Raw genomic sequence first — 13,233 nt, forward strand, 5'->3', positions numbered from 1 at the left:
CATCATGGAGCCTCCGCGAGTCGACCGAGATCCTTGAACCGCGCGAGCCCGGCGTCCGGGTTCGCGACAAACAAGGGATGGAACGAGGCATAGCCCCACGCGACCGCTTCGGCATGGCGCCCCTGGGCCTCGCGCAAGCTGCCCACGGTGGCGGCCACAAAGGTTGAGTTGTAAGGATCATCCGGAGCGACCCGCTGCAGGGCCGCGACTGCTTCTGCGGCGCGCGCGTCGGCTCGGTCCGGAGGCACACCCAAGGTCAGTGCCTGGACTTCGAGCATGGCCGTCAGCCAGGTGTAGATGCTGTCACCGCTGACCGATCTGAGCATCCCGAAGGATTCATGCAGGCGCCGCGCCGCGGCGTCGAAGCGACCTTTGGCCCGGTCCGGCGATGCATAGGCCTGCCGGCACGGGGTGAAGTTTGGACATGTGCGTCTCCGGATCTTGCCTGGCTTCGATGGCGCCACAGGCACAGGCAGGACCGGCATCAGGCGTGGCCTCTGTCACCGCCGCTTTCCGTGTCTGCTCGATAGGGGGACCGGAACAATGGAAGGACCGCGACGGCTCACATGCCAAGGATGGTTGGAATGGGCCACAACACGGATGCCCAGGCCCACTGCGATCCATGCGCGACATGACGGAACCCGCTTGATCCACACCGCCCGCCAGCGGCGCGGCACAGGCACGGCGTCCTGACCACGAGGAGCTCACACATGCGTATCCGAATGCTGGCTGCGGCCCTGAGCCTGATTCCCGCCGGCCAAGCACTGGCTCAAGCCGGGACTGGAGAAACCTGGGACACGTTCGGTCCAGACCGGGCCAGCGGCGTGTTCCTGAACATCACCCGTGAGCATCTGGAGAACAACTATGCCGATGCGATCGCGGTCGATCATGCCGACCGAATCCTGATCCTGAACGACTGGCGCGAGGATGGCAGCACCAATCTCGATTGCGCGCTGACCCGGCATATCGCCAATGCCCGCCTGCTCGACATGAGTTTTACCGGGCCGCAGGAGTTGGAGGCCACGCAGCGCATTGCGCTCGATCTCGGCGGCGCCAATCTCGATGTGTGCAATTCCCTCGCCGTGGATGATGTCAACCGCCCGATCATTGCCGGCTACGCCACCACAGGCTCCGGCACCAGTGGATTCCTGATGCGACGTCGAGCCAACGGTTCCGCAGACACCAGCTTCTCTGCCGACGGCCAAGTCGTGCTGGCCAGTGTTCTCGGTTTCGTTGGCACCGATTCGCACCTGGAGCATGTCCTGTCCATCGGCGACAAGATCGTCGCCTGTGGTTCGGTCAAGCGCGGCGCTTCCAGCAACATGCTGATCATGCGCTTCAGCGCCAACGGACAGCTCGACACCAGCTTCTCCGGCAACGGCTGGGCGGAAGTGGATTTCGGCGTCAGTGGCACGCGCAACGACAGCTGCAAACGCATCGTTGCCCTGCCCAATGGCCACCTCATCGCCGGCGGCACCATCACCGATGCCAATGGTGCTCGCGCCTACGGCTTCGCTCGTTTCAACTCAAGTGGTGGATTCGTCACCAGCTTCGGCAACCAGGGCCGCCTGCTCATCGAGAACACCTCACAAATCGCGTCCACTCCGAGCCTCACCGACCTCGCCTGGGATGCCGGCCGAAACCGTCTGTTGGCCGCATGCAATCTCAGCTTCGCCTTCTCACTCGCTGATACATCGTGCGTCATGGCCATTCGCGGCGCGAATGGCGCGCTCGATCCGACGTTCTCGAATGCCGGACGCCTCAGCTTCCGCTTCTCCAACTTCGGCGGTGGAATCCGGGAAACCGGGGACAGCACCCTGACGCGCATCCACGTGCGTGACGATGGCAGCTTCTATGCCCTCGGCACGCATGAAAACAGCGAGACGGATGCATCGACCTATGGCAGCTCCGATTTCGTCAGCATGCGTTTTGAAGCCGATGGCAGCGTGGTGGAATCCGGCCCCCAGGCCTACGCTGGCGATGGCATCACCTTCACGTCCATGCCTGAAGTTTCCGTGAGTCAAGTGGCGCACCCGAACAGTTCCTGGCGACGCGTCGGTGAGACCCTGGTGGATTCGACGATCTACCGAGGCAACCTCCTGTTCCTGGTCAACCGCAATCGCTTTCCTTCCTTCGTCTACGACCATGATGGCGATGGCAATCTCGACGAACCCGGTCCGATCGCGCCCGTGGCCGGCGCCCTCGTGACTGACGGCCTGTTCAGTGCGGACTTCGACTACGACGGGGTTGCCCCTTCGACGCTCGCCACGCCGATCACGCAACCACCCGCGGGGCTCGGCAACTATTGCAGCGTGCGCGCTGCGAATGGCGCGTTCGGTCTGCTTCCGCAGGGCAGCGGCAGTGACCCCTGCCAGGTTTTCCTCAACGACAACCCCAGCCTGATCATCGAGCGCGCCGGCAAGTATTCGCTGAGCGGCTTCAACTGGGTCATCGGCACCTGCAGCGGTGGTTTCATCACCCTGCGCTCGGGCAACGGCACTGCGCCATTCGACCTGGCCTTCAATGACGCTGCCGGCCGCAGCAACTGCGTGTTCACCGCATCGCCGGATGCCATGCCGGTGTTTTCGCGACCCTACACCGGCACCAACAGCGGCGTGGGCAATACCCAGTCCTTCAATCACGACCCCTACAAAATTTCGCTGGACGTCACGGATTTCGGCCAGTCCTCGACCAACGGGTTCAATGCCTGCGCCATCGACAATCGCGGTCGCCAGCGCAGCATCGGCAATCCGGACGCCAACCCATCCACCTGCAACTACGACAACTCCGGCGTCGACGAGCCGGCCATTGACATAGGCGTCACCAATTCACGCAACGTGATCGCAGTCGCGGATGGCCGCGTGACCATGGCCATCCCGCGACACGTACCACGGTTCTCTCCCGCAAGCATGGATCCCTATCAACGCGAAGTGTTCGTGCGCCACTCGGTCGGCGGCGGCCGCTATGCCGAGGAGTTCACCACCTACTACGCACACATGAGCGATACCGCAGTGCGCACGGGCGATCTCGTGCTGGCGGGTGACGTGCTCGGCCAGGTCGGCACGACCGGGGCGTCCAGCGGCGAGCATCTGCACCTGGGCGTGATCCGCCACACCAACCTGACGTTCCGCCCGACCTTTGAACTCAACTTCGTCGGGGGAAGTTGGGATCGCGATGCCAGCGTCGGCGCGGTCGATCCCTTCGGCTGGCTGGCGCCTCAGGGCTTCGATCCGTGGGCGTGGCGCTTCCGCAACCATGCCAGCAATCCCCTGCTCAACAATGCCGGCGCCCTCAGTCCGCAGCTCTGGAGAAACGGACAGGCCCCGCCACTGCAATGATGCGCTCCGAGCAGCAATACCGGTGCCGCGTCACCGGCGCAGGCACACCCGATCGTGCCTGCGCGGGTCGTTTCGGATCAGCTGCGCTCGCGACGCCGCAAGGGGCGAAGATGCCTGCTGGCGGTGCGCGCCTGGCGCAAACGTGAGGCATGTAACTCCTTGCGGGTAGCCAGAGGCCGCGCAAGCGCCGGTTTGGGCACGGGTTGCGCGACCGCGCGTTGGATTTCGCTACGCTGCGGCCGCTGATCCTCGCACTTCACGACCATTTCGCACCGCTCCGCGGCAGCGGTTGCATGACGACAAGGTGGCGGTACGCTGCGCGCATGAACACGCCCGAACCGTCGCCCCTGAAAAGCGTTCCCGCCGACTGCTCGGATCTCTATCGCCTCGCCGTGCGTGTCGCCGCGACCGGGACGAACGAAGAACTCCGCGCGATGGTGGAACGGCTGCAGCCCCGAGGAAAACTCAGCCTCGTGACTTCAAGGGATGCCCTGATCAATCCCGCAATGGCGCCGTGACATCCGCAAGGTTCGCAGCCGGCTTCATCCGAAGCTGCTGCACGGGTCGCCATTACCTCGATCAGCTTGCGGGCTAGTGGATGCCCTTGCGGTAGTCGCTGCCAACAGGCAGGGGGGCCAGCATCTTCCCAAGGATCTCGCGGCGCTCGGCCAGCGCCTTGTCGGAAGGAGCTGGAAGTCGCAAACCTCGTCTTGGTCGACCGCGATCATCTCCTTCAAGAGACCACGCGCCCGTGAAGGGACGAGGTCCCTCACGAACGAGTGCGCCGGTATCCTGCCGGGCCAGACATTGCCCTGTAGGCAACGAACTTGGAGTGGGGGCTTGAGTCGGGGCTTGCCGGATTCCCTGAATCTGCGACGCTCGGCAGAAACGAGCTGGAGTGACCATGGAACTGACGAATGATCGACGCCTGCGCCTGGACGCGTCGGACCGGAAACTGATCCGCGCCATCGCCGCCGAGGAGGCCGCCGAGATCGTGTCGATCGAGTTCATTCGCGAATGCGCGGTGAACGTCCGCAACGGATCGGCGACCCACGTCTACGCCGACATCATGCGTGTGATGTTCGATCACTTCCTGGCGGAAGCCGAAGCCCTGGTGCGCTCGGCAAGGCTTCAGTGAGGAAAGGCTTGCGGGTGCCGTCCGGAAGGGGCGGCAGCGGCCTGTCTTCGCCGGGAAACCGGCGACGGACCGATGTCCGGTTCGTCTTCGTTCCGTGGTTGCGATGAATCCTCTCGCGAACCCCATGCCAGCGTGGCCAGGGGGGCAGTCGGGGCGCGATGTCGTTCAACGAGCGCAGCTCGGCGTTGCGCCGGCTCGACACACCGTCGTCCGCCTTCGCCGTCGCGCATCGATCTGCGCCCACGCAAGACGGTAACGCCGTTGCGGGATCGATCAGAGCATCCTTGGCCGTGGCCGGTACCACGGCATGACGGTAGACATGCCGGCACCCGGATTCGAACTGGGGACCTACCGCTTACAAGGCGGTTGCTCTACCAACTGAGCTATGCCGGCACAGGCCGCGCATTCTAGGGATGCTCTGAGCAATCCCGCAATGGCGGGATTGCTCAGAGCATCCCTAGAAACACTCCACCGCCTGCTCGGCCACAGCAGCGACTGCGGCACGTGCGCGTGCATCGAGCGTGGCGTCGCGGGCGATCGCGTAGTCAATGAAATACACCGGCAGTTCCTCGGTGCGCTGGATGACTTCGGGCGCGAAGCCGAGCGCGGTGATCTCGGCACGGCGGCGCTCGGCATTGGCCTGCTCGCGGAACAGGCCGAGCGAAACCGTGTTCTGCTGCTCGCCGGCGGTGACCACGTAGTAGTCGCGCACGCCCTTCGATGACAACGAGCGCGCGAGGCCGAGCGCTTCCTCGCGCGACTTCACCGCCGGCAGGTAGACCCAGTAGCCGCGCGATTGGGTGGCGCGCGCATTGCGGTACTGGATGCGTCGCACCTGCGGGGTCAGCACCTGCATTGCCGCGCGCATGTCGGCCTGTGTCGCGAACGGACCGAGCGTGCGGCAGACGTCGTCGCCGCGACCGGCAACCGCCGCCGTGGACGCCGGTGAGGCACCGTCGCCGCCGTCGCGTTCGGACAGCAGGATCAGGCGGGCGACGCCGGGCTCGGGCAGCAGCTCCGGAGCGCGTTCGGCAGGTGCCGGCGCGAACGCGATCCAGCACGCGCCACCGATGTTGAGCGCGAGCAAAAACAGGAACAGGAAGCGCGGAAACATCCGGTCTCGGCTGGCCAATGATGAAGTCGCGCGGATTCTAGCCCGCCCGCTCACTCCACAGGGCGAGGCCGCGCAGGACGAGATCGTGGGCACGTTCGAGATCGGGCAGTTGCGCGCGCCATTCGTCGAGGCCACCGCCATCGCCGACCAGGGCGACCGCCGTGCCGAGACGACGCGCGACTTCGCCACGGAAACGCTCGACCAGGGCCACCGCGGCCAGGGCGGTACCCGACCAGGCACCATCGAGCGTGTCTTCGGCAATCTCGACAAGACGGCCCGCACCTGTGCCGACGCGCGCCGTGGCGAAGCCGAGAGCACGGCGCATCAGGTGTGGCGACGGCGCGATGAGGCCGCCGAGATGGCGACCGGAAGCATCGAGCGCATCGAGAGTCAGGGCCGTGCCGCAACCGACAACGACCTGTGCGCGGGGCGCCTGTGCATGCGCAGCGGCCATGGCGAGGAAGCGGTCGACGCCCAGCCGTAGCGGCTGGTGATAGGCGTTGACGATGCCCAGTGCGGCGGCCGGGCTGCGCACAAACTCGGCCTCGCGGCCGCAACGCGCAAGCAGCAGCGCGTGCAGCGCGGCCTCCCTATCTGTATCGACAACGCTGGCGACATGGATCGAATCGACGGCAGGCAGTCCGACCCACTGCGCTGCCAGCGCTTCATCGAACGGCGTGTCGGCATGCGCAAACGCGCCACCGGGCGAGAAGCCTTCGGGCGAGGCCAACGCCCATTTGAGGCGCGTGTTGCCGATGTCGACCAGCAGTCTCATGCCACCGTCCCGTCGATCGTGCGCACGCTGACCTCACCGCTATCGACGACGCACTCTCCGTGCGCGCAGGCCAGACGCAACCGGCCTTGCGCATCGACGCCACGACCAATGCCTTGCACGAGCGTGGGCGTGCCGAGCATGCGCAATGAGCGCCCAGCCAGCACGTCGAGACGCGCATAGTCGTCGACGAAGGCTGCGAAACCATGCAGCGCGAAAACATCGGTCGCCGCGGCGATCTCGGCGAGCAGGTCGGCGGCAAGCACATTGCGGCCCGGCATTGCCGTACCGGCGAGCGTCGCCAGATCGGTCCAGGGCTGGTCAATCGCCTGCCCTGCCACGCCGAGTCGCAGGTTGAGGCCAATGCCGATCACGGCCACGCACGGACCATGCGCCTCGCCGGTCAGTTCGATCAGGATGCCGGCAAGCTTGCGTCCGTCGACCACGACGTCGTTCGGCCACTTCAGCCCGACACCAGCCAGCTCGTGCTTCGCGAGCGCACGCACGACGGCAACCCCGATGGCGAGGCTGAGGCCGGCCAGCGCAGCCATGCTGCCGTCGAAGCGCCGACGCAGCGACAAGGCGATGCCACCGCCGAGCGGCATGTGCCAGCCCCGGCCACGACGCCCGCGCCCGTGCGTCTGCCGTTCGGCCAGGCAAGCCGCGAGCACGCGCTCATCGCCGGCCGCCGTGCGCAGCAACGCGCTGTTGGTCGAATCGATCCGCCAGTGCACCTCGATGCCACCAAAGCGCCGGCGCAAGACCGGCGACAGATGCGCCGCGATCGCCCGCGCATCGAGCAGTTCGATCGGTGCGGCCAGGCGATAGCCGCGCCCGGCCTGTGCCTCGATCGCCACGCCCTCGGTACGCAGCGCCTCGATCTGCTTCCACACCGCCGCGCGCGTGACACCGGCACGCGCGGCCAGCTCGCTGCCCGAGCAGGGCGACTGCGCACAAAGCGCGCGCAGCAGGCGCTGGGCGGCGTCTCCACTCATGCGCGCGAGCGACCGATGCGCGGCTCCTCGCCACGCCACAGGCGGCGCAGGTTGGCGCGATGGGTGAACACGATCAGCACGGCGACCGCCAGCGCGAACACGAGCAGGGCCGGCGGCGGCTGCCAACCGGCGACACCGGCAAGCCAGACGCACAACGGAAACGCAAGCGCGGCGAGCACGGTGGCAAGTCCGACGAAACGCGTCGCGAACACGATCGCCAGCCACACCGTCAGCATCGGCAGCACGAACACGGGCGCGAGCACGAGCACGCCGCCGACCGCCGTGCCGGCACCCTTGCCACCGCGGAAGCCGAAATACACCGGCCAGCAATGACCGATGACCGCGGCGAAAGCACAACCCGCGCCGAGCGCAATGGCATCAACGCCGATGCGCGCAGCAGCGACCTCGTCCAGACCGATCCATGCGGCGAGCGCGCCCTTGCCGATGTCGATCACGACCACCCCCAGGGCAAACTTCCAGCCGGCCACGCGCAGCGCATTGGTGCCGCCGGCGTTGCCGCTGCCATGATCGCGGATGTCGACCCCACGCCAGCGCCCGAGCACGAGGCTGCCGCTGATCGAACCGAGCAGCCAGGACGCAACAAGTTTGGCCAGCACGATCAGCATTGCCAGGGATTTCCACGAAACTGGTTCACGCGCTGCGACAGACCAGGCAATTTCGCGGCTGCAGCCGCGATCAGTATTTCCTCAAGCCACATCCAACCGTGGCATCACCGACAGCGCCACCGCACCGATACCGGCATGTGCGGCGATCGCGCTGCCGGCGTCGAGCACGTCGGTGCATTCGATGTCCGGTCGCCGCGCGAGCAGCGCGGCGCGCACGCGCTCGGCCTCGTCGCGATTGTCGCAATGCATGACCTGGGCGCGCCAGCGCTGCGACGGATCGAGCGTGGCGAGCACGCGGGCCGCAAAGCGCTCGGCGAGGCCGGCGTGGCCGACCATCACGCCTCGCACATGCAGGCGGCCGTCATCGCCGCCGATGCGCACGAACGGCACCAGGCGCAACCAGCGCGTGATCGGCAAGGCCCAGCGCGGCACACGGCCGCCGCGCACCGCCGACGACAGGTCACGCACGAAGGCGAAGGTCGCGGTCCGTGCGCGCGCACGTTCGACGGCGGCGACGATCTCGCCCGCATCGGCGCCGGCCAGCGCACGCTCGGCCGCGAGCATCGCGAGCAGACCCTCGCCGCCGGAGACATTGCCGGTATCGACCACGCGCACGCGCGCGACCAGCGCTGCCGCCGCGCTCTCGCCGGCTTGCAGGGTGCCCGACAACGCACGCGAGAGGCCGACGTAGACGACCTCGTGATGGTGGCTCAGCAGGAACTCGAACAGGCGGCGGAAATCACCCGGCGGCGGCTGCGAAGTGCGCACCGGCACATCGGCCGAACGCAGCATGGCGTGAAAGCCCTGCGCCGACAGCGATACCTTGTCCAGGTAGTCACGCGCACCGACAGTCACGCGTACCGGCACCAAATGGATCGGCAGGCGCTCGAAAGCCTCGGCCGGCAGGTCGGCCGCCGAATCGACCACGATGGCGACCCCGCCGCGCGCCTGCGCGCTGCGCTGCTGTGCGCGCATGTCGTCGGCCTTGCGCGCACGTACCTCGCCGAACGCGGACAGGGTCGCGAACAGGCGCTCCGGATCGTCGACATGCATGTGCACGCGCAGCTTCTCGCGCGTGCCGGCAAGGACGAGGCTCGAACCATCGATGCGTGCCAGCGCTTCGCGCACGGCGCTGCGGTCGAGGTCGGCGCCGGAGAGCACGCATTCGCTGCACCAGCGATGCCCCATGTCGACATCGGCGAATCCGCCAGCGACGACCACGCCATGTTCGCCACTCACGTCGTCGCTCGCCTCGAGCACGGCACGGCGCCCGCGACGCATGAAGTCATCGATGCCTTCGAGCAGATGCACGAAGCCCTGCGCACCGGCATCGACCACACCGGCCTTGCGCAGCACGGCGAGCTGGTCGGGCGTCGCCGCCAGTGCGGCACGGCTTGCCGCCAGCGCCACCGTGAATTGGGTGCGCAGGTCACCACCGGTCGGCAACGCGCCCTGCAGGGCACGCGCGAACGCGGAGATCACCGACAGCATCGTGCCTTCGCGCGGTTCGGCGACGGCAAGCCGCGCCTGTACCGCACCGGATGCGGCCGCCGCGGCCAGTGCATCCGCAGCGATCCGCGCAGACCCGGCGAGCGTCTCGCCGAAGCCCTGCAGGAACTGCGCAAGGATGGCCCCGGAATTGCCGCGCGCGCCGTCGATCGCCTCGCCGGCCACCGCGCGCAACACCTCGCCAGCGTGCGCCGAGCGCAACGGTCGCAGCGCCTCACGCACGGCGGCCAGGGTGAAGCCGAGGTTGCTGCCGGTGTCGCCATCGGCGACCGGAAAGACGTTGATGCGATTCAGGCCATCGCGCTCGGCGACCACGCGCGCGATGCCGGCGAGCAGGGCGCGCTTGAGCACGCGCCCGCCGGCATGCGGCACGAGAGGGCGCTGCGGGACGGGGATGGCGGACATCGCCCAAGTGTAGGCACAAGCACGGCACGAGGGTGACCGTGGACAATCCCGCCCACGAAACCGCACGAGGGCAACCCCCTGCGCTGCGGCACGAACCGCCGGCGCACCCACGGAACGACCGCATCGGCATGCAGCGCAAGGGACGCACCGATCGATCCCGCAATGGCGTCAGGACATCCAGAGCGGACAGGCGACCCTGTCCGCACGGTGTCCGGCGGACAGTCCGGTCGCCATGCCGTTTACGTCGATTTACGCAAACGATTGTTCCATGGGCGATTTTTCCGAGGTTACTTCTGGCATGGTGCGTGCTTTGTAGTTCAGGCCCCAGCTGACGCGGCCGGTGCTCGATGAACGAGCCGTCAAATGGGGTGGTGGAGCCCGTGCTACGGACATGCGACGATGCCGGGCCCTGGCGCTGTCCGAATCCCTGCATGCCTTGGAGGCGAGCATGATCACGCGCAAGTCATTCCTTTTCCTGTTGGCCGTGGGCATCGCCTGTCTGCCGTTCGGCGCGCGTGCCGCCCAGTTCGCTTTCGGTGGCGGCGAGATGGCGCCGATGGAGGTGTCCGAGCCCATGGGCACATCACGCGGCTTCGACCGCGACGCCATGCCATCGCGAAGCGCGCTCGGCGGGGATGCTCGGCTTTCCTATTCGCGTGCGACCATGGCCGACGCGGCCAGCGATGATGGCGCAGCGGCGCGTGGTGAAACCGACGCACCAGTGGCTGCCCCGGTGACGACGCCGCGCAACACCCCTCCGGCCACGCCGGCAGCGCCGAACCGCGCGCGCGCCGGCAGCCGCTGGCAGTCGCTGGTGCCAGGCGCGATCAAGTAGTCCGGCGTGACTGCGTGAATCCGCCGGCTTGGTGGCGTCGCCTGCGCGCGACCGTGTGGCCGCGCACCGTCATCATCGACGATGCCGACTGGGGCGCGCTGGTGGCCCGCTCCGAATTGTTCTCGTCACTCGATCCGGCCCGCCTGGCACGCCTGCGCGAGCGCTGCGGCGAGTTTCTCGCACGCAAGTCGTTCAGCGCTGCCGCCGGCCATGTCCTTGATGATGCGCAGTGCCTGGCCATCGCCGCCCAAGCCTGCCTGCCCGTGCTCGACCTCGGTATCGACTGGCTCGACGGCTGGCGCGAAATCGTGGTCTATCCTGGCGGTTTCCGCGTGCGCCGCGAGCACCACGATGAACACTCCGGGGTGATCACCGAAGGCGACGACGAGCTGATCGGTGAGGCGTGGGAACGCGGCCCGGTGATCCTGTCGTGGGCCGATATCGCAGCCGATCTCGACGATCCCTTCGCCGGCTTCAACGTCGTCATCCACGAAATCGCGCACAAGCTCGACATGCTCGACGGCGCGATGAATGGCGTGCCGCGCCTGCCGCGCACGATCGCGCGCGCGGAATGGATCGCCACGATGCAGGCGGCCTACGACGATTTCGTCGCGCGCGTCGATGCCGGCGAAGACATGCCGCTCGACCCATACGCCGCCGAGGCACCGGACGAGTTCTTCGCCGTGCTCGCAGAATCCTGGTTTTCGACTCCGACCACGGTGCAGGCGCTGGGTCCCGGCGTCAGCAGCCTGCTCGAACGACTGTTTTCCCCCACTCCACCCCTCACCGGGCCTGCAAACGCTGCCTGAGTGGATCCAGCAGCGCGCCGTACGGCTCCACTTGCGACGAGGGCGCCCGCAACGGCTGGCGCACCTGTGCCGAGCTGGCCGTGCGGACCGGGCGCCGACTTTCGTGCGGGCGCAGGCAGTCGGCGTGGAAAGGCAGGCCAACGAAGTGCAGGAGCGCCCGGACCTCGACTTCGCGATCGTCGAGGAGTCGCTCGTGTGATTGGCATCGAACCGGGATGCCCACGGTGTCCCAGTGCGCCATCAGGCGCAGATAGTCCCGGCAATAGTCCGCAACGTCGTCGAGTGAGTAGGAATAGTTGGCCAAGTCAGGGGCAAAAAGCTGCTTGTAGCAGGACCAGCAGGTCTCCACGAGGTCACGTCGACAGTCGATGATGTGCGCACCCGGCAGCATCCGGCGGATCGCACCCACGTACTTCCAGTTGTCCGGGAACTTGTCGGTCGACAGCGGCCGCGTCGCGCGCCAGCGTGCCGTGCGCGCCAGGTAGGCCTCGCCGAGACGGGCCCAGTCGTCGGCCGTCGCCGACGGCACCCAGTCGGGAAACGGCTGTCGCCGGCGCTCGGATTCTCCGGCCAGCAGTGAGGGAAGCACTGCAAGTTCGCTCGCGCCTTCGACCGAAGGATGCGATGCCAGGACCTGTTCGACCACCGTGGAGCCCGATCGCGGCATCCCGACCAGGAAGATCACTTCGCCACCACGTGCCGCGGATGCGGGCAATGGCGGCTCGTCGCGCGAGAACGCCCGCGCGACGTCATCGATGAAGCGGGCATGCGACGCTGCATTCCAGCGCAAGCGTTGCCGCAGCCCGCGATTGGCGAGTTCGAGCGCACGGAATGCCGCCTCGTATTGCCCATCGGCTTCCAGCGCGCGCGCGAGGGCGAAATCGATCAACGTCTGTTCGTCGGGCGCGTGGCCGTGCTGCTTCGAAAGGCGCTTGAGCGCCGCCAATTCGGCATCGTCCAGACGCACGGTCTTCATGTCGAGCAACGAGAACCAGGCTTCGGCGACCCGCTGTCCGGCGCGGATCAGCGACCGATACTCCGCGGCCGCTGCGTCGATCCGCCCGAGCATCAGATACAGCCGCCCCAGCTGAAGCCCGAGCCGCCGGTCTGCAACGCCCTGCAAGCGCGCCTGTTCGGCCAATGCCAACGCCTTGTCGGGAACGCCGGCCAGGTCATAGGCAATCGCCAGATCGACCAGCCGCGCCCCATCCAATGTTCCCTGCGCGATTCGATCGAGCATGGACATCGCTGGAGGCAGCTCATCGAGCTCGGTCAGCAACGACACCAGTTCGAACTGCAGCCGCAGATCGTTTGGCGACTTCGCGACCCCCTCCTCGAGCACTCTGCGCGCCTCGCCACGGCGGCCGGCGAGGCGATGCGTGCGCGCGACCAGCAGCGGTAGCTCGGGGTCCCCGGCCGCGAGCAACATGACGCCCGGCAGCAGGCGCTCGGCGCCGGGCAGATCCCTTGCCGTGAGTGCCTGCTTCAGTCTCGACAGGGATTCAGCCACCCGACGGGATGCCGTGGTCGTCTTGCGCGATGTCATCAAGCTTCACTCCGAACGATCGAACTGGTTCCTTGTCCAACGCCGTGGCGGCGCCTGAATCCAGCGGCACCAGGCATCAAGGCGCCTTGCAGGCGATGCACCCCGCCGGTAACCTCCCGAGGTTCCGTGTGCATCGATTGCGGAAC

General features: G+C 67.2%; 12 protein-coding genes and 1 tRNA gene. 5 read left to right on the top strand and 8 right to left on the bottom strand.

The features are described from left to right. Window positions 1-2: 2 nt before the first annotated feature. Window positions 3-485: a hypothetical protein gene (locus KF907_RS02525; protein WP_291217844.1), complete on the bottom strand. Its 483-nt coding sequence runs from the start codon at window positions 483-485 to the stop codon at window positions 3-5. Between the two features lie 225 nt (window positions 486-710). Here KF907_RS02525 and KF907_RS02530 point away from each other — a divergent pair, with 225 nt between their 5' ends. From KF907_RS02530 to KF907_RS02540, 3 genes are all read left to right on the top strand, one after another. Continuing rightward, window positions 711-3,338, top strand: a complete 2,628-nt coding sequence (locus KF907_RS02530; RefSeq protein ID WP_291217846.1) for a peptidoglycan DD-metalloendopeptidase family protein — start codon at window positions 711-713, stop codon at window positions 3,336-3,338. A 323-nt stretch (window positions 3,339-3,661) separates the two neighbouring features. Then, the gene (locus KF907_RS02535) at window positions 3,662-3,856 is read left to right on the top strand and encodes a hypothetical protein (RefSeq protein WP_291217848.1); all 195 of its coding nucleotides are present in this window, start codon (window positions 3,662-3,664) and stop codon (window positions 3,854-3,856) included. Between the two features lie 386 nt (window positions 3,857-4,242). Further along, window positions 4,243-4,476, top strand: coding sequence for a hypothetical protein (locus KF907_RS02540; protein WP_291217850.1), 234 nt, complete (start codon window positions 4,243-4,245; stop codon window positions 4,474-4,476). 320 nt (window positions 4,477-4,796) lie between these two features. Here KF907_RS02540 and KF907_RS02545 read toward each other — a convergent pair. From KF907_RS02545 to KF907_RS02570, 6 genes are all read right to left on the bottom strand, one after another. Continuing rightward, window positions 4,797-4,869 (bottom strand) — tRNA-Thr (locus tag KF907_RS02545). Between the two features lie 64 nt (window positions 4,870-4,933). Then, window positions 4,934-5,590 (bottom strand): SPOR domain-containing protein, encoded by a 657-nt coding sequence (locus KF907_RS02550; protein ID WP_291217852.1) that lies wholly within the window; start codon window positions 5,588-5,590, stop codon window positions 4,934-4,936. 37 nt (window positions 5,591-5,627) lie between these two features. Further along, a complete protein-coding gene (locus KF907_RS02555; RefSeq protein ID WP_291217854.1) occupies window positions 5,628-6,365 on the bottom strand; it encodes a type III pantothenate kinase in 738 nt (245 codons plus the stop codon). Next, window positions 6,362-7,357 (bottom strand): biotin--[acetyl-CoA-carboxylase] ligase, encoded by a 996-nt coding sequence (locus KF907_RS02560; RefSeq protein WP_291217856.1) that lies wholly within the window; start codon window positions 7,355-7,357, stop codon window positions 6,362-6,364. The genes KF907_RS02555 and KF907_RS02560 overlap by 4 nt, the downstream gene beginning before the upstream one ends. Then, window positions 7,354-7,983, bottom strand: coding sequence for a glycerol-3-phosphate 1-O-acyltransferase PlsY (gene plsY, locus KF907_RS02565; RefSeq protein WP_291217858.1), 630 nt, complete (start codon window positions 7,981-7,983; stop codon window positions 7,354-7,356). Before plsY ends, KF907_RS02560 begins: the two co-directional genes overlap by 4 nt. An 81-nt stretch (window positions 7,984-8,064) precedes the next feature. Further along, on the bottom strand, window positions 8,065-9,897 hold the full coding sequence (locus KF907_RS02570) for a DegV family protein (protein ID WP_291217860.1): 1,833 nt from the start codon (window positions 9,895-9,897) through the stop codon (window positions 8,065-8,067). 448 nt (window positions 9,898-10,345) lie between these two features. Between KF907_RS02570 and KF907_RS02575 the strand changes: the two genes are divergently transcribed. Together KF907_RS02575 and KF907_RS02580 are read left to right on the top strand one after the other, a co-directional pair. Continuing rightward, the gene (locus KF907_RS02575) at window positions 10,346-10,732 is read left to right on the top strand and encodes a hypothetical protein (protein ID WP_291217862.1); all 387 of its coding nucleotides are present in this window, start codon (window positions 10,346-10,348) and stop codon (window positions 10,730-10,732) included. A 14-nt stretch (window positions 10,733-10,746) separates the two neighbouring features. Further along, a complete protein-coding gene (locus tag KF907_RS02580) occupies window positions 10,747-11,541 on the top strand; it encodes a M90 family metallopeptidase (protein WP_291217864.1) in 795 nt (264 codons plus the stop codon). Here KF907_RS02580 and KF907_RS02585 read toward each other — a convergent pair. Beyond that, complete coding sequence (locus KF907_RS02585; protein WP_291217866.1) at window positions 11,516-13,087, bottom strand: tetratricopeptide repeat-containing sulfotransferase family protein; 1,572 nt, start codon at window positions 13,085-13,087, stop codon at window positions 11,516-11,518. The genes KF907_RS02580 and KF907_RS02585 overlap by 26 nt on opposite strands. Window positions 13,088-13,233: the final 146 nt, after the last annotated feature.

The organism is Dokdonella sp. (assembly GCF_019634775.1).
Lineage (GTDB): Bacteria > Pseudomonadota > Gammaproteobacteria > Xanthomonadales > Rhodanobacteraceae > Dokdonella.